Origin of the sequence: Pseudoblastomonas marina (genome assembly GCF_014641655.1) — a bacterium.
Classification (GTDB): Bacteria; Pseudomonadota; Alphaproteobacteria; order Sphingomonadales; family Sphingomonadaceae; genus Alteriqipengyuania_A; species Alteriqipengyuania_A marina.
Genome location: NZ_BMID01000001.1, coordinates 1,706,325 through 1,723,292, shown reverse-complemented (window position 1 = coordinate 1,723,292; position 16,968 = coordinate 1,706,325). Strand labels below are relative to the sequence as shown.

Sequence of the window (16,968 nt, the reverse complement as noted above, 5' to 3'; positions counted from 1 at the left end):
CCCCGCTGCGACTAGGACTTGCGAGACGAGCCCAAGTCTCGCCGCCCCTCCCGCAGGCGGAAGGGGAGGAAACCTATGGCTAAGAACGCATCGACCCCCGAACAGCAATCGGTCCGCGTCCTCAAGGTGGGCGAGCGGGTTCGGCATATCCTGTCCGAGCTGCTCGCGCGCGGCGAGGCGCATGACGATACGCTGCGCGCGACCAATATCTCGGTCACCGAGGTGCGGATGTCGCCCGACCTGCGGCAGGCCAAGGTCTATGTGAAGCCGCTATTGGGCGAGGACGAGGCCGCGGCGCTCAAGGCGCTGCGCACCAACACCGCATTCTTCCAGAAGGAAGTCGCTCAGCGGCTCGGCCTCAAATTCGCGCCCAAGCTGCAATTTCGCGCTGACGAGAGCTTCGACGAGGCCAACCGGATCGAAAGCCTGCTCGACGACCCGCGCGTGAAGCGGGATCTGGACGAGGACTAACCACACATTTCGTCATCCCCGCTTTCGCGGGAATGACGACTATTTCCTACTGCCCGCCCGGCAGCGCGTAGCTCACCGGCGCATCCGGCCCCAGCGGGATGCCGAGGTAGAACCACGCCACGATCAGCAGCGTGCCGCTGACCAGCAGCCAGATCGAATAGGGCAGCATCATCGCGGTCAGGCTGCCGAGCCCGAAGCTCTTCTGCCAGCGCTGCGCGAACACCAGGATCAGCGGAAAATACACCATCAGCGGGGTGATGATGTTGGTCGCGCTGTCGCCCACGCGATAGGCCGCGGTCGCGCCCTCGGGGCTGATCCCGAGCAGCATCAGCATCGGCACCAGGATCGGCGCGAGCAGCGCCCATTTGGCCGAGGCCGAGCCCACGAACAGGTTCAGCACGGCGGCGAAGATCACCATCAGGCCAAGCACCAGCGGCAGCGGCAGCCCGGTGCTCTCGATCCCGGCGGCGCCGTGCACCGCGGTGATCAGGCCGAGGTTGGACCAGCCGAACATCGCCACGAAATGCGCCGCGGCGAAGGCGAGGACGAGGTAGTAGCCCATGTCCTTCATCGCCTGTGCCATCATCTCGACCAGGTCCTTGTGGGTCTTGATCGTGCCGACCGCGCGGCCGTAGGCCCAGCCGGTCGCGAGGAAGAGGATGAAGAACCCGGCGACGAGGCTGCGATAGAGCGGGGAAAGCTGGGTGTGGATCGAGCAATCGGCCACCGGCGCTCCGGCTTCGGTCAGGCAGGCCGCCTCGTCGATCAGCGGCGTGCCGGGTGCGAAGGTCATCAGGAGCCACAGCGCGATCACGCCCAGTGCGGCGAGGCCCGCATGGCGCAGGCCCTTCGAGGCGAGCGCGCCGTCATGCTCGGTCGGGTCGGGGCTGGGGTCGTCGTCCATTCCCGCCTGCGCGCCACCCTTCCACGGGCCAAGGCGCGGCTCGATGATCTTGTCGGTGACGTACCAGATGATCGGCAGGAAGATCAGCGTCATCGCGCTGATGAAGTACCAGTTGCCCGCAATATTCGCGGTCCACAGCGGGTCGAGCGCGGAGGCGCCCACCGCTTCCTCGGTGATCCCGAACAGCAGGGCGTCGAGCTGGCCGGGGGAGATATTGGCCGAGAACCCGCCCGAGACCCCGGCGAAGGCGGCGGCGATGCCCGCGAGCGGATGGCGTCCGGCGGCGGCGAACAGGATTCCCGCGAGCGGGATCAGCACGACGTAACCCGCATCGGCGGCGTGGTTACCGAGCATCGCGACCAGCGCGACCACCGGCGTCAGCAGCGCCTTTGGCGCGGCCTTGACCGCCTTGGCCATGCCGGCGGCGAAGAAGCCCGAGCGTTCCGCCACGCCAGCGCCCAGCATCACCACCAGCACGTAGCCGAGCGGATGGAAGTGGGTGAAGGTGGCGGGCATTTCGACCCACAGCCGCTGGATGTTCTCGGCCGACAACAGGCTGACCGCGGCGATCACCGCATTGCTGCCCGTCGCATCGTCCACTTCGGTCGGGTGGACCGCGGAGACGCCGAGCAAGGCGCAGGCTACCGAAACCACGACCAGTGCGATGATCAGGTAGAAGAAGATGAAGACAGGATCGGGGAGGCGGTTGCCTGTCCGTTCGACCCAGCCGAGAAAACCTGTCTGGTCCGGTGCATCCGGCGTGGCGGTGGCGGCGTCTGCCATGCGGTATTCCCCTTCGATTTTTCCCTCGTGTCCCGCCTAGCATTGCCACGGCGGTCTGTCGCGTAGGTGAACGGCCAGTTTCCCACAGCGGTTCCCCCGGCGCTTGTCGAACGGCGGTAGCTCGGCCCATAGGGGGCTCGACGGGATCATCACCAACGGGGATGCGGCGCTTGGCCAAGCTCTATTTCTACTATGCCAGCATGAACGCGGGGAAGAGCTCGAACCTGCTGCAGGCCGCATTCAATTATGGCGAGCGCGACATGCGCGTGTCGCTGTGGACCGCGGCGATCGACGACCGGCCCGGCTTCGGCGCGATCAGCAGCCGCATCGGCCTGTCGAGCGACGCGCACCGTTTCGATGCCTCCACCGATATCGAGGGACATGTCCTGCGCGAACATGGCGAGGAGCCGCTCGCCTGCGTGCTCGTCGACGAGGCGCAATTCCTCACCCGCGACCAGGTCTGGCAGCTCGCGCGGCTGGCCGACAAGGGCGGGATACCGGTGCTGTGCTACGGTTTGCGCACCGATTTCCAGGGCGAGCTGTTCCCGGGCAGCGCGGCGCTTCTCGGTATCGCGGACTCGCTGGTCGAGCTGAAATCGGTCTGCAAATGCGGGCGCAAGGCGACGATGAATCTGCGTGTCGACGAGGCGGGCCGGGCGGTCAAGGCCGGCGCCCAGACCGAGATCGGCGGCAACGACCGCTACGTCGCGCTGTGCCGCAAGCATTTCAGCGAGGCATTGGGTGGGTAGCGCGAGACGGACGATGTCAGTTCTGGCAATGGCGCTGATGGTCGGCGGCTGCGACTATTTCGATTGCAGGCTCTATTCCGACAATGAGCTGGTCGATTTTGTGCTTGGCGATGCGGTTGGGCGCGGATGCCAGTGCGTCCATGTCGGTGGAGAGACGAGCATCGAAACCGATCCCTACGGCATTGGCCCGTTCCCCAAGCAGTTTAAGCATGCCGATGTCCGGAACGCTGCCGAGAGAGCGGAAAGTGGTCGCACAGAACGGTTTGTTCTCAAGTCGCGCTGGGGCGAAATTCCTCGTCCCGAAGCAGGAGAATGGTGCGGCCAGAGTATCGCACAGCCGCTCATCGTGGATGACACATACGCTTTCGTAGAATTTTCAAGCGGCAGCGGCACCATCGGCATTTATGCATTCGAATGGCGTAACGGCGCTTGGTACGAGCGCGAATATGTCCATGTCGGTTATTGGTGATCCGCCTGGTGACTGGCGAGCCCGCTGCACCCACCCTATCTAGTCTCGCATGACAGACACCCTCCTTATCGCGGCGATCCTGATCCCGTGCCTCGTCGTCGCGATCGTGTTCCATGAAGTCGCGCATGGCTGGACCGCGCTCGCGCTCGGCGATCCGACCGCCAAGGAGCAGCGCCGCCTGTCGCTCAACCCGATCCGCCACATCGATCCGATCGGCACGCTGCTGGTGCCCGGCGCGCTCGCGCTGACCGGAGGGCCGATCTTTGGCTGGGCCAAGCCGGTGCCGGTGCGCAAGGACCGGCTCGACAATCCGCGCTACGGCATGATGGCGGTCGCGGCGGCGGGGCCGGGGACCAACATCCTGCTCGGCTTTCTCGGGGCGATCGCCTTCGGACTCTATGTCGGGCTCGCGGGGGTGAACGAAACCGCGATCACGGTGTTTTCCTATTTCGTCCTGATCAACGCCTTCCTCGCGCTGTTCAACCTGCTGCCGATCCCGCCCTTCGACGGTTCGCACATCCTCGAAGGCCTGCTGCCGCGGTCGATGGCGGCGCAGTATGCCAAATTCCAGAAGGCCGGCATCCTCGTCTTCGTCGCGCTGGTCATCGTCGTCTGGGCCTTCCCCGAATGGCGCATCCTCGAACGCACGATCGGCCCGCCGCTCGACTGGGTGCTCGGCCAGTTCCGCGAAGTCGCGCTGTTCATCGCGCAGCTGGTGGCCGGCTGATGGCATTGAACGGCTGGCTGATCCTCGACAAGCCGCGCGGCTTGGGTTCGACCCAGGCGGTCGGCAAGGTCAAACGCGCGATCCGGGAGAGCGGCCTGCCCAAGGCCAAGGTCGGCCATGGCGGCACGCTCGATCCGCTCGCCGAAGGCGTGCTGCCGATCGCGCTGGGCGAGGCGACCAAGCTCGCCGGCCGCATGCTCGACAGCGACAAGACCTACGAATTCACGCTCCAGTTCGGCGAAGAGACCGACACGCTCGATGCCGAGGGCTCGGTCGTGCGCCGCTCCGATCGTCGCCCGCCGATGGCCGCGATCTCGGCGGTGCTCGAACATTTCACCGGAGAGATCGCGCAGGTCCCGCCCAAATACTCGGCGCTCAAGGTCGACGGGAAGCGCGCTTACGACCTCGCGCGCAAGGGCGAGGAGGTCGAACTCGCGACGCGCAAGGTCACGGTTCATTCGCTGGGCTTCGCGAGCGGCGAGCGCGACTTCAACGAGATCGAGCCGAGCGCCTTCGCCACCACCGCCGGGCGGCCCGACCCCTACGATCCCTCGGCCCCGCTCGAGCTGGCCGAGGCGGTGACGCTGGTCGCGAGCGTCTCGAAGGGGACATACATCCGCTCGCTGGCACGGGATATCGCACATGCGCTTGGAACGGTCGGTCACGTCACCTATCTGCGCCGGACCAAGGCCGGTCCTTTCACCGAGCGACAGGCGATTTCGCTGGACATCCTCGACGAAAACGCTAAGCGCGCGAGCCTTGAAGACCTACTCCTGCCGCTAGAGGCGGGGCTGGACGGTATCCCGGCCCTTTCCCTCGACCCGGAAGACGCGCAGGCGGTCCGCCAGGGCCGGGTCCTTTCCGGAATGCCCCAATCCGACGGGCTCTACTGCGCCACCCACGCTGACGTGCCGGTGGCGCTGGTCGAACTCGAAGGCGGGACGACGAGGGTCGTCCGGGGTTTCAACCTACCGGATACCGCGGAGTAAATGGAATGTCGGTCACCGCCGAGAAGAAAACGGAAATCATCAAGGACAACGCCACCAACAAGGGCGATACCGGTTCGCCGGAAGTCCAGGTCGCGATCCTGACCGAGCGCATCCGCAACCTGACGGAGCACTTCAAGGACCACCACAAGGACAACCACTCGCGTCGCGGGCTCCTGATGATGGTCAACAAGCGCCGCAACCTCCTTGCCTATCTCAAGCGCAAGGATCTGGAGCGCTACAACAGCCTGATCCAGAAGCTGGGTCTGCGCAAATAAGAGTTTCGCGAGAGGCGGCTCCCACAAAGGGCCGCCTCTTTCGCATCCGGTTCCATCGCAATCCGGCGAAGGGACTATTGGGGCACAGGAAAACGCCCCGCACCGGACCGGGACGGTATCCCCGGCAGTAGGCCCCGCCGACGCAATCAGGCGCGGCGGGTCATTTAGGAAAATACATGTTCGACAAGAAAACCGTATCGATCGAGTGGGGCGGAAAGACCCTCACCCTCGAAACCGGCCAGATCGCCCGTCAGGCCGACGGCGCCGTGCTGGCCACCTATGGCGAAACCGTGGTGCTGTGCGCCGTGACTGCCGCCAAGAGCGTGCGCGAAGGGCAGGACTTCTTCCCGCTGACCGTGCACTACCAGGAAAAGTTCTCCTCCGCCGGGCGCATCCCGGGCGGCTTCTTCAAGCGCGAAGGCCGCGCGACGGAGAAGGAAACGCTGACCTCCCGCCTGATCGACCGCCCGGTGCGGCCGCTGTTCCCGGAAGGCTTCTACAACGAAATCAACGTCATCTGCCAGGTCCTGTCGTATGACGGCGAGACCGAACCCGATATCGTCGCGATGATCGCCGCTTCGGCCGCGCTGACCATCTCGGGCGTGCCCTTCATGGGCCCGATCGGCGCCGCGCGCGTCGGTTTCCGCAATGGCGAATACGAACTCAACCCGTCGCTTTCGAGTGCGCTCGACGAAGAAGGTCGCCTCGACCTCGTCGTCGCCGCCACCAACGATGCGGTGATGATGGTCGAATCCGAAGCCAAGGAACTGACCGAAGAGGAAATGCTCGGCGCCGTGATGTTCGCGCACGAGGAATCCAAGAAGGTCATCGGCGCGATCGTCGATCTCGCCGAACAGGCGGCCAAGGAACCGTGGGAAATCGACACCTCGGACGATTCCGCCGCGATCAAGGAAAAGCTGCGCGGTCTCGTCGGCGACGATATCGCCGCGGCCTACAAGCTGACCGACAAGTCGGCCCGCTCGGATGCGCTCAACGCAGCGCGCGCCAAGGCCAAGGAAGCCTATGCCGAGGAAGACGGCCAGACCCAGATGACGGCCGGCAAGGCGGTCAAGAAGCTCGAAGCCGAAATCGTCCGCGGCGCCATCCTCAAGGACGGCCAGCGCATCGACGGCCGCAAGCTCGACCAGGTCCGCCCGATCGAGGCGATGGTCGGCCTGCTGCCCCGCACGCATGGTTCGGCACTGTTCACGCGCGGTGAGACGCAGGCGATCTGCACCACCACGCTGGGCACCAAGGACGCCGAGCAGATGATCGACGGCCTCGAAGGCCTGAGCTACTCGCCGTTCATGCTGCACTACAACTTCCCGCCCTATTCGGTCGGCGAAGTGGGTCGCTTCGGCTTCACCAGCCGCCGCGAGACCGGCCACGGCAAGCTCGCCTGGCGCGCGCTGCACCCGGTGCTGCCCGATCACGAAGACTTCCCCTACACGATCCGCATCCTGTCGGACATCACCGAGTCGAACGGCTCGAGCTCGATGGCGACCGTCTGCGGCGGCTGTCTGTCGATGATGGACGCCGGCGTGCCGATCGAACGCCCGGTCTCGGGCATCGCGATGGGCCTGATCCTCGAAGGCGAAGACTTCGCCGTGCTGTCGGACATCCTCGGTGACGAGGACCACCTCGGCGACATGGACTTCAAGGTCGCCGGTTCGGAGAAGGGCATCACCTCGCTCCAGATGGACATCAAGGTCGCCGGGATCACCAAGGAAATCATGGGCAAGGCGCTCGAGCAGGCGAAGGCTGGCCGTGCGCACATCCTCGGCGAAATGTCGAAGGCGCTCGGTTCCTCGCGTTCGGGCGTTTCCAAGCACGCGCCGCGCATCGAGACGATGCAGATCGACAAGTCGAAGATCCGCGACGTGATCGGCACGGGCGGCAAGGTGATCCGCGAGATCGTCGCCGAAACCGGTGCCAAGGTCGACATCGACGACGAAGGCACGATCAAGATCAGCTCCTCCAACGCCGATGAAATCGAAGCCGCGAAGAAGTGGATCGAAGGCATCGTCGAGGAAGCCGAAGTCGGCAAGATCTACAACGGCAAGGTCGTCAACATCGTCGATTTCGGTGCGTTCGTGAACTTCATGGGTGGCAAGGACGGCCTCGTCCACGTCTCCGAAATGAAGAACGAGCGGGTCGAGAAGCCGACCGACGTCGTGTCCGAAGGCCAGGAAGTTAAGGTCAAGGTCCTCGAGATCGACCAGCGCGGCAAGGTCCGCCTGTCGATGCGCGTCGTCGACCAGGAAACCGGCGAAGAGCTCGAAGACACCCGTCCTCCGCGTGAACCGCGCAGTGGCGGTGGTGGTCGCGGTGGCGATCGTCGTGGCCCGCGCGGCGGTCGTGACGGCGGTGGCCGTGGCCGTGGCGGCGACCGTGGCGGACGCGGCGGCTCCGAGGGCGGCAACGGCGGCGGCGACAGCCACGTGCCGGACTTCCTCAAGGACTGATCGTCCCCCGAACCAATCGATGAAAGGCCGCGGAAAGCAATTTCCGCGGTCTTTTTTCTTGTCAGCCTACCACCCTCCGAAGCGAGGCCAGGTTTCGACCACAGACGTTCCGCCGTCCAGCACCCGGTACTCCGCGTGCTGCGCGGCTGTCGCGCAGGCGTGGTTGGGGAGGATTCGGACGCGCGTGCCGATCGGAAGGTCCGGCATGAGGGCGTCGGAACCCGGCCTGACTTCGATCACGCCGTGTTCCTGGTTGGCTCCGGCAATGATCAGGTCATCGAACGGTCTGCCGTCCACTCTGCACACCAGTCCATAGCCCTGGTCGACATCCTGGTTCCGGGTTCCGCGGTCGCGCGACAGCGCCATCCATCCTGCATCGACGAAGACCTGCCCACGATCCGGTCGCGCGCCGATGACCGTGGCGAGTACGGAAATCGCGATCTCGTCGAGCGTGCAGACGCCGATGCCCGCCATGACGAGGTCTTGAAATACGTATACCCCCGCCCTCAGTTCGGTGACGCCCGTAAGATCGCGCGCGCCCATTGCGGTGGGCGTCGATCCGACGCTGACCACGGGGCAGGGGAGCCCGGCTTCGCGCAATCGCTCGGCGGCGGCGACGGCCGCATCGCGCTCGCGCTCCGCCCATTCGGCATGGCGATCGGCTCCGGCAGCGTCGTAGCTGCCGCCGGCATGGGTCATCACGCCGCGCAGTTTGGCACCGCCTTGGTCGAGCGCCTTTCCGATCCCGACCAGCTGCGCGTCGTCCGGACGCAGACCGGCACGATGCCCGTCGCTGTCGATCTCGATGAGCACCGGAATGGGATCGTCCGACGCTCGGGATGCCGCTGCCACGGCCTCCGCCTGTTCGAGGCTGTCGAGGATGATGGCGAGGTCGCAGCCAGAGGCCCGGATCGCGGTTACGCGGTCGAGCTTTTGCGGTGCGATGCCCACTGCGTAGAGCAGGTCGTTGAATCCGGATGCGGCGAATTCTTCCGCCTCGGCAAGGGTAGAAACCGTTGCCGGGCCCTTGCGGCGCGTCACCACCCGGTCCGCGATCTCGATCGACTTGCAGGTCTTGAGATGCGGTCGCAGGCCGACGCCTAGGCTCCGCGCTCGCTCGGCCATTCGATCGATGTTTCGCTGCATCTTGCCCTCATCGAGGAGCAGGCACGGGGTACGGATGGTTACGATGCTGGGTTGCGTCATGTCAGCGTCTGTCTAGACGGTTCGAATTGTCGATCAAACCGGACCGGGCGTGCCGGGAGATAGGCGACCAGATATCGGAGAAAGCCGTCCATGCTCCCCCGCGAAACCATTGCCACTGCAGAAATACCCGGCGGAGACACGCTCACCCTCGTCAGCCACGGGCGCGATTTCATCATCATGCTCGGGCGTGACGAGCTGATGGGCACGCGGATGCAGTTTTCCGAGGAGCAGCTCGCGGTGCTGGCGCTGGCGGAACTCGACGCCAAGGACCCGCGCGTGCTGATCGGCGGCTATGGCATGGGCTTTACCTATCGCGCCGCGCTCGCGGCGGTGGGGGAGGACGGAGAGTTGGTCGTCGCCGAAATCGTGCCCGACATCCTCGACTGGGCGAAAGGGCCGCTCCAGCACCTCACCGGCAATACACTCGACGATCCGCGCGGAGAGGTGGTGATCTGCGACGTGGCGGCGCTGATCGACGACGCCAATGACGGTACCTGTGAAAAATTCGATGCGATCCTGCTCGATGTCGACAACGGTCCCGACGGGATCGTGCGCGACCAGAACAGCCGGATCTACACCCGCACCGGTCTCGCCAAGGCGCGCGAGGCGCTCAATCCCGGCGGGATCCTGTCGGTGTGGTCGGCGGCGCCCGATCACAAGTTCACCAAGCGGCTCAAGGATGCGGGCTTCGACGTCGAGGTGCGCGAAGTGCGCGCACGGCCCTACAACAAGGGCCCGCGTCACACGATCTGGTTCGCGCGCAACCGCTAGGACTGGAACATCGGGCCTGCCGGATTGCCCATATAGTCGCGCTTCGACAGCGGCACGCCCTTCATCCGCAGGATGTCGTAGAAGGTCGTCGCGTGGAACTGGAAATTTGGCAGGTTGAAGCCGAGAAGGAAACGTTCGCCGGGCAAGGTGAAGCGCGTTTCGCCGCCGAGCACGAAATCGATCTTGCGTTCGGCGATGGAATTGACCGCCTCGGGAGTCGCATCGGCGAGCCGGTCCTCCGCTTCGGCGATCATCGCGAGCATCGCGTCCCAGCTGTCGGGGATACTCGTGAAATCGGGCGTGAACTCGGTCCCCGCCAGCTGGTCGAGCGCATAGGCGCTGTGCATCCAGCACGAGCGGACGTGCCACGGCAGCGGCCACATGTCGTCGGCCAGCCGCGCCTCGATCAGCTCGGCATCGCTGCAATGGTTCTCGGCGACGAATTCCTCCGCCTTGGCGATCACGCCGGGTAGCGCGCCCAGCAGTTGGCGGGTGGTCGGTACGAAGGCGGCATACAGGTCGAAGGCCATGGGTCTCTCCAAATGAAAAGGCCCGCCGATCTGCACCGGCGGGCCTTCTGAAAGGTGTTGGTCAGCGGACCCGCGGACCGCCGAAGGGAAGGGGCGGCGGGGGGCGGCGCGCGCCGCGCGGCAGCTGCGCCTGATAGGCCCGGCCGCAATGCTCGACGCAATAGGGGAACCCGGGGTTCACCTTCGCTCCGCAGAAATGGAAATCGGGTTCGCCGGGGTGGCCCATCGGCCAGCGGCAGATTCGGTCGTTGAGGTCGAGCAGGCTCGTCTTGTCGGCGATCTCGGGGCTCGGCTTGGCCGGCACGCGGCGGCGCGGCGGTGCGGGCGGAATCGGCGCCTGCTGGTCGCCCGGGCCCTGGCGCAGGAAGCCACCGGGCCCGTAGGAAACGATCTTGGGCAGGTCGGGCGCGCGGTTAGGGATCGGCTGCGACGTGCCACTCGCATCGGCCTTCGCCGCCGCAGGAGCCGGGGTCGGCGCCGGAGCGGAGGCCGGATCGGGCTTGGTCGGCTGCTTGGTCGCAGGCGCTGCCTTCTTGGCGGGCGCGGCCTTCTTTGCGGCGGTCTTGGCCGCCGCCTTCTTGGCAGGTGCGGCCTTCTTGGCCTTGGGCTTGTCGTTCGCCTTCACCGGCGAGGGGCGCGACTTGAGCCCCAGGCGGTGCGCCTTGCCGATCACGGCATTGCGCGACACGCCGCCCAGTTCGTCGGCGATCTGCGAGGCGGTCGATCCGCCCTCCCACATCTTCTTGAGCGTCGCGATGCGTTCGTCGGTCCAGCTGACTGCCATGAAAGTCCCGTAATCTGTGTCGCGCCCATTTTCGGTGCCTTGGACGCGGCTTGCTTCGTTTCGGCCGCGCGTTTAGTCGCGAGTGCCATGTCTTCCCAACCCGAAAACAGCGCGCCGGTTTCCGTCTCATCGAACGAGGCGACGGGCGCTGCGTTTCCCGAAAGGGGAGTGCCCCAGATCGGCCGGATAAACCGGCGCGGGCTGTGGACGCTCTATATGAAGGAGGTGCGCCGCTTCTTCAAGGTGCAGACGCAGACGATCTGGGCCCCCGCGCTCACCACTTTGCTGTTCCTGGTTATCTTCACCGTCGCCTTCGGCCGTGGCGAGCGCGAAATCCTCGGCGTCAACTTCGCAACCTTCGTCGCGCCCGGCCTGATTGCGATGGGCATGATGAACAATGCCTTCGCCAATTCGAGCTTCGGCCTGCTGGTAGGCAAGATCCAGGGGACCATCGTCGACTATTTGATGCCGCCGCTATCCGAGGCCGAGATGATGCTCGCGATCGTCGGTGCGGCGATGACCCGCGCGATCCTCGTCGGCGGCGCGGTGGCGCTGGCGATGGCCTTCTATCCGGGCGTCGAACTGGCTGCACCGCATCCGTGGGCGATCGTGTGGTTCGGGCTGATGGGCGCGCTGCTGCTCAGCTTCGCCGGGCTGATAACGAGCATGTGGGCGGAGAAATTCGATCACAACGCGGCGGTGACCAATTTCATCATTTCGCCGCTCACGCTGCTGTCGGGGACGTTCTACACGATCCAGAACCTCGCCCCGCTGTTCCAGGCGATCAGCCGCGCGAACCCGTTCTTCTACGTGATCTCGGGCTTTCGTTACGGCTTCCTCGGCCAGAGCGATATCGGCGACGCGTCGCACGTCGCTTGGGCGGCGCTCGGCCTGCTCGCGTTCAATGCGGCGCTTGGCTACCTGACCTACCGCCTGCTCAAGAGCGGGTGGAAGATTCGGTCCTGAAGCTGAAATCCCGGCTCAGTGGGTCATCGAACGGCGAAGGCGATACTTGCTGCCGGTGAATTCCTCGAAGATCTCGGCGACGTTGGGGTGGTCCACCGGGCCGCTATCGCCGTCGAACACGAGGTTCTGCTGGCTGACATAGGCGACGTAGCTACTGTCCTCGTTCTCGGCGAGGAGGTGATAGAACGGTTGGTCCTTCTTCGGACGCAGGTTTTCGGGGATCGCCTCGTACCATTCGTCGCTGTTGGCGAAGACCGGGTCGATATCGAACACCACGCCGCGGAAATCGAACAGACGGTGGCGAAGGACGTCGCCGATCGAATAGCGCGCGACATTGCGCATCGGCGCATCGACACTGCGTCCGGCGGTGGGCGAAAAGAAGATCGAACGATCGCTCATGGTCAAAATATAGGTACGCCCCCGGGGTGCTACAATGAACACCGCAGGCCCATCCCCCGAAAAAGCGCGCCGCGACCCGAAAACGGGGTTGGCAAGGTCACGGCCTTCGGCTAACCGCGCCGCTTCGTTCGACCGGGCGCCAGGCGCCCTCGATGCACCGATACGGAGAGGTGGCAGAGTGGTCGAATGCGCTGCACTCGAAATGCAGTGTGCGGGTGACCGTACCGTGGGTTCGAATCCCACCCTCTCCGCCATCGACCCCCAGCACTAGTATCTGTTTGCCGGGGGGGGGGCCTCGCGCTTCGCCGCGGAACAGGCGTTCTGCCCCCGGCCCTTTCGTAGCAATGCGGCAAAACCGAGCTATTCCATGATTCGTGATTGCGGCAATTCCACCCAAGAGAGGAATGACCGCTCGAACCCGACTTCGCAAATCCTCACCGGATTGGATGGCTTTGCGCAAATGCGCTGTTTGCTGGCCGGGTGCCCACTCCGGTGGCCCGACCTCAAGGCAGGAGCTTCGCCGGTGTCCGGCTTCGACTGCTGACAAACCTGCACATGAGCCTATGGCATAAGCCATGCGTCTCATCTTCGCATTAGGTTTGATGGTACTACCTCGCGCGCTCGGCGCGCAAGAATCCTTCTGGCCAATCCCTGCGGAAGCTCAAGGGTTACAAGCCGGAACCGACTCTTATCTCACCCTGCTTGCCGAGTTGGAAAGGTGCGAAAGCTCTGGTGACACCGACCTAGACTGCCTTTTCCTGGTGGATCGTGCCGCAGTCATTGCCGATCAAACCGGACGGCCGGAGGAGTCCCTGAGATTCAGGTTTCGTGCCGCCGAGATAGCGTACCTGTTGGCGCCAGACAGTCGACATTACGTTTGGCAAGCCAACACATCCCGAAGTCTGGCGCGGGCTCTTATATTGCGGGGGCGGCAGCCCGACGCCATTCCCTTGCTGGAAAACGCCGTGCGTGTGCGTAAATTGATCGCGTCGAGGAGTGCCGAACCCGTAAGCACCGATGCGATCTTCATGGCGGGCACATTGCTCGAACTGGCCAGTGCCAGTGAGTACAGTGGTCGCTTGGGCAAGGTTGAGGACCACTTGCTGGAAGCCTACGATTTGCTCCAATTGATTGGTGAAGACTCCTCACGACTGGCGATCGAGATACAGGTCGCGATCGGCAAATTTTTCCTCGCTACCGGCCGAAGCGGAGCGGCGCACTCGTACCTGCAAAATGCATTGGCCTGGTATGTCGATCGCGAGATGCCCGACCATAAGGACACAGCGCATATTCGCGAGCTATTGGGCGATCTAGGGATGCTCGATGGCGACTATGCCAAGGCCGAGGCGCTCTACAACAAGGCTTTTTCGATCGCGCATGGCAACCTCCCCCGCGCCCGCAGCGAACGCATGGCGGCAATGGCGATGCAAGGTTGGCTGAGCCTCAAGCTGGGAGAGGCGCAGCTGGCGCTGGGTGATGCCTTTGGTGCACGACACAATTTCAACAAGGGGCTCGGCCTCGCAAGCGAAAACACACCCGACAATCATCGTTTACTGACAGCGCTGCATCTAAGGCTCGCCGCAGCGAGTGCAAAGCTTGGAATGGTCGAGAACCAGAGACGTCATCTCGAGCTCGGTTGGGCCAGGAGCCGCAATTTGGGAGACATCGGCGATAGCGAAAAGATCAGGGCAGATGCTGCGCTTGCAATCGCATTACAGCGTGAGGGCGAGGATTATGATCGAGCTCGTTCCTTATTTCTCGGGGCGATGACCGGAATCGAAACGCGATTGGACCGTGCAACTGAATTCGATGCTGCCGCGCAAAAAGATTTGGATAGCTATCGGGATATTTTTCAAGGACTGGTTCAGACCTCTTGGCAGTTGTCGCAGTGATAGGTGGGGCGCGCAGCGCCTGCTCAGCGCTCGATACTCACTGCCGTGCGAGGCACTGTCAGAGCAAATGCGTCAACTAGCGGAACGCGGCGGAGAACAGCCATTTGCCGTTCCGACCTCGGGAACGGGCCCCCATCAAAAGTTTACGCTGCCTCTCGGCCATGAACGGAGAAAGCCTTTTCAAGAACTCGTGAAGCGTTTTTCGCGTCCATTGGCATTCCTACATAGTACCCCTGAGCGTGGGAACATCCTTCAATTTGGACGTGCTTGAGTTGCTCGGCGGTTTCAATTCCTTCAGCAGTTATAGACATGCCGAGGTTGGTTCCGAGATCGGTCACAGCCCGGACGATAGATAGAGCCTCCGGTTGAACGTCGATGTCCCTGATGAAAGATTGATCAATTTTGATTCTGTGGAAGGGGAACGAACGCAAGTAACTTAGGCTCGAATATCCCGTCCCAAAATCGTCCAGCGCAAATCTCACTCCAAGGTTTCGAAGTTCTTGTAGTATCGTCAGAGTTTCGAGGGTTTCGTCTAGTAGAACCCCCTCTGTGACTTCAAATTCGAGACGCTTGGGATCGATACCCGAAACCGCAAGTGCGTTGGCAACGCTACGGACGAGCTTTTCGCCACTTCTGAACTGGACCGGCGAGAGGTTGACGGAAATCCCTATGTTCGTGGGCCAAGCTGAAGCCTTCGAGCATGCTTCTCGAAGGGCCCATTCTCCGATGGGCACGATCAAGCCCATGTCTTCGGCAGTAGAGATGAAGTCGCCAGGCAGGATTATGCCTTTGCTTGGGTGGCTCCAGCGCAAGAGTGCTTCAAATGAAGAGATCTTCCCGTCACAGGTGTCTATCACGGGCTGATAAACCATCTCGAACTCGTTATTCACGACTGCGCGGCGAAGGTCTTCTTCAAGCTCGCGTTTAGTCTGCATCTCCAAGTCCATTTCGGGAACGAAGAAAGAATAACGGGCCCGTCCCCGCGCTTTCGCTTGATACAAGGCCAGATCGGCGTTCACCAACAGTTGGTTCGCGTTGAGGCCGTCGTTCGGTCCGAGAGAAATCCCTATGCTCGCCCCGATGCAGACTTGCTTCGCACCCACGTAAAAGGGATGGTCAAGAGCCGAAACGATCCGCTCTGCAAGTACGCTTGCGCCTTCTGGTTGGGTGGAGGCGGACTGAATGATTGCGAACTCGTCGCCGCCGATCCGGGCGACGCTGTCATTCTCTCGCACGCAAGCCTTCAGTCTTTCTGCGACTTGTTGGAGGATTGCATCGCCGACCGAATGACCGAGCGTGTCGTTTACAGGTTTGAATCGGTCCAAGTCCAGGCACATCACCGCCACTTGTTTATGGGCGGGGATTCGAGCAAGCGCTTCGGTTAACCGCTCCTGGAAGAAAGTGCGGTTGGGAAGATCCGTTAGCGCATCGTGACGAGCCATGTGAGCGATCCGTGCCTCTGCACGTCGACGCTCGGTCACGTCCTCATGCGTGGTTACCCAGCCTCCCGAACGCATCCTCTCATGTGCAAGTGCAATGGTCCGCCCATCTTCCAGCTCGTTTAGAAATGTTGAGGAGTCAGAGGACACGATCTTGTCAACGAATCGATCGTGCAAATCCTCTGCGTCGCGCGCCGAATGATTTCCGACTTCCACACTGTGCTTGAGGATGCCCATCAAATCGATGCCAGGACGAACGACATCTTCAGACAGTCCATATATCTCGATATATTTTCTATTACAGACAACCAGACGACCATCCCCGTCGAACATACAGAGACCCTGCGCCATATTATTCAAGGCGGCATTAAAACGGCGGTTCTGCTCGCTGAGGATCTTGTCCTTGATAATGATTTCTTGGGCGTCGATGTGGTGAGCGAAAGCTGTTCGCCAAATCATGAAGGATAATATCAGAGCGCCTACGCCCAAGACCCCGTATTCTATCCCGCCATGAATGAAACATGCCAAGGCGCCGGGCACGGCGACGGAAATGAGCTGTGCCGCCACCAAGCGGGGCCGGTGGTAGTTGCGTTGTGCTATAGCCATGGTGGCCATTGCGAGAGCGAGCGCCAGGAAGTGGACGATGGGGATATTGGTCGCGATGATCGCGCGGGCGCTCAGCGCTCCGACCGCAGAAGAAGAGCCCAATGCCGCAAACCAGAAGGGCACCTCCGATTTGTAGATTTCCCTAGCAGATCTTTGCTCAAGAAATCGGGGCCGGCGCAGGAGACCGAAGAGCACAAACGATACCGCGGAGATCGTGAGAACAGCCAACCCAAGATCGTTAGCCCGGAACGCGGCCAGCCCGCCAAGCAAACCAATATAGCAGCCAGATCCTACCGTTACGGTAAGGGGCGTCTGGTAGAGCCTCGTTACGAGCTGGGCATACACTGGTAGGGGAAGTGCTCTGTCGCTCTTACTGAGTGTGAACCAATCCAAATTCAGTTCCCCAATCCCCCACGAAGGTGGTGCGTTTCGGCGCCTCCGATCCGATACCGCCAAACCGCTAAAGGAAGGTGAAGGATTGCAATGGACCCAACAGCCTCCTTGCCTTCCGTGTTTAGCATTTGAAGACGCAAAAGCGATGAA

Annotated in this window: 16 protein-coding genes and 1 tRNA gene; 11 read left to right on the top strand and 6 right to left on the bottom strand. The window is 62.9% G+C overall.

The genetic code is table 11. The features are described 5' to 3' along the window. Positions 1-75: 75 nt before the first annotated feature. Entirely contained in the window at positions 76-471 is a 396-nt protein-coding gene (rbfA, locus tag IEW49_RS08420; protein WP_188642252.1) for a 30S ribosome-binding factor RbfA, read from the top strand. A 46-nt stretch (positions 472-517) separates the two neighbouring features. Here rbfA and IEW49_RS08415 read toward each other — a convergent pair whose 3' ends face one another. Next, entirely contained in the window at positions 518-2,158 is a 1,641-nt protein-coding gene (locus IEW49_RS08415) for an AbgT family transporter (RefSeq protein ID WP_188642251.1), read from the bottom strand. 170 nt (positions 2,159-2,328) lie between these two features. Between IEW49_RS08415 and IEW49_RS08410 the strand changes: the two genes are divergently transcribed. The 6 genes from IEW49_RS08410 (at position 2,329) to pnp (ending at position 7,832) form a co-directional block, all read left to right on the top strand. Continuing rightward, entirely contained in the window at positions 2,329-2,907 is a 579-nt protein-coding gene (locus IEW49_RS08410; RefSeq protein WP_188642250.1) for a thymidine kinase, read from the top strand. 28 nt (positions 2,908-2,935) lie between these two features. Beyond that, positions 2,936-3,376 (top strand): hypothetical protein, encoded by a 441-nt coding sequence (locus IEW49_RS08405; RefSeq protein ID WP_188642249.1) that lies wholly within the window; start codon positions 2,936-2,938, stop codon positions 3,374-3,376. 49 nt (positions 3,377-3,425) lie between these two features. Beyond that, positions 3,426-4,103, top strand: a complete 678-nt coding sequence (locus tag IEW49_RS08400; protein WP_188642248.1) for a site-2 protease family protein — start codon at positions 3,426-3,428, stop codon at positions 4,101-4,103. Next, entirely contained in the window at positions 4,103-5,092 is a 990-nt protein-coding gene (gene truB, locus IEW49_RS08395; RefSeq protein ID WP_188642247.1) for a tRNA pseudouridine(55) synthase TruB, read from the top strand. The genes IEW49_RS08400 and truB overlap by 1 nt, the downstream gene beginning before the upstream one ends. A gap of 5 nt (positions 5,093-5,097) precedes the next feature. Then, entirely contained in the window at positions 5,098-5,367 is a 270-nt protein-coding gene (gene rpsO / locus IEW49_RS08390) for a 30S ribosomal protein S15 (RefSeq protein ID WP_188642246.1), read from the top strand. A gap of 176 nt (positions 5,368-5,543) precedes the next feature. Then, on the top strand, positions 5,544-7,832 hold the full coding sequence (pnp, locus tag IEW49_RS08385; protein ID WP_188642245.1) for a polyribonucleotide nucleotidyltransferase: 2,289 nt from the start codon (positions 5,544-5,546) through the stop codon (positions 7,830-7,832). A 66-nt stretch (positions 7,833-7,898) separates the two neighbouring features. Here the strand turns inward: pnp and IEW49_RS08380 are convergent, their stop codons facing one another. Next, on the bottom strand, positions 7,899-9,038 hold the full coding sequence (locus IEW49_RS08380) for an alanine racemase (RefSeq protein WP_188642244.1): 1,140 nt from the start codon (positions 9,036-9,038) through the stop codon (positions 7,899-7,901). A 90-nt stretch (positions 9,039-9,128) separates the two neighbouring features. Between IEW49_RS08380 and IEW49_RS08375 the strand changes: the two genes are divergently transcribed. Further along, positions 9,129-9,809, top strand: coding sequence for a polyamine aminopropyltransferase (locus IEW49_RS08375; protein ID WP_188642243.1), 681 nt, complete (start codon positions 9,129-9,131; stop codon positions 9,807-9,809). Here IEW49_RS08375 and IEW49_RS08370 read toward each other — a convergent pair. Next, positions 9,806-10,339, bottom strand: coding sequence for a DUF1993 domain-containing protein (locus tag IEW49_RS08370; protein ID WP_188642242.1), 534 nt, complete (start codon positions 10,337-10,339; stop codon positions 9,806-9,808). The two genes, IEW49_RS08375 and IEW49_RS08370, sit on opposite strands and share 4 nt — an antisense overlap. 61 nt (positions 10,340-10,400) lie before the next feature. Next, positions 10,401-11,123: a GcrA family cell cycle regulator gene (locus IEW49_RS08365; RefSeq protein ID WP_188642241.1), complete on the bottom strand. Its 723-nt coding sequence runs from the start codon at positions 11,121-11,123 to the stop codon at positions 10,401-10,403. An 87-nt stretch (positions 11,124-11,210) separates the two neighbouring features. Here IEW49_RS08365 and IEW49_RS08360 point away from each other — a divergent pair, with 87 nt between their 5' ends. Continuing rightward, entirely contained in the window at positions 11,211-12,089 is an 879-nt protein-coding gene (locus IEW49_RS08360) for an ABC transporter permease (protein ID WP_188642240.1), read from the top strand. Between the two features lie 15 nt (positions 12,090-12,104). On the opposite strand, the gene hspQ is transcribed toward IEW49_RS08360, so the two are convergent. Next, positions 12,105-12,488, bottom strand: a complete 384-nt coding sequence (gene hspQ / locus IEW49_RS08355) for a heat shock protein HspQ (protein WP_188642239.1) — start codon at positions 12,486-12,488, stop codon at positions 12,105-12,107. Positions 12,489-12,652: 164 nt separating this feature from the next. On the opposite strand from hspQ, the gene IEW49_RS08350 reads away from it, so the two are divergent. Together IEW49_RS08350 and IEW49_RS08345 are read left to right on the top strand one after the other, a co-directional pair. Further along, a tRNA-Ser gene (locus tag IEW49_RS08350) sits at positions 12,653-12,742 on the top strand. 321 nt (positions 12,743-13,063) lie between these two features. After that, entirely contained in the window at positions 13,064-14,380 is a 1,317-nt protein-coding gene (locus tag IEW49_RS08345) for a tetratricopeptide repeat protein (protein WP_188642238.1), read from the top strand. A 143-nt stretch (positions 14,381-14,523) separates the two neighbouring features. Here the strand turns inward: IEW49_RS08345 and IEW49_RS08340 are convergent, their stop codons facing one another. Then, on the bottom strand, positions 14,524-16,818 hold the full coding sequence (locus tag IEW49_RS08340; RefSeq protein ID WP_188642237.1) for a putative bifunctional diguanylate cyclase/phosphodiesterase: 2,295 nt from the start codon (positions 16,816-16,818) through the stop codon (positions 14,524-14,526). Positions 16,819-16,968: the final 150 nt, after the last annotated feature.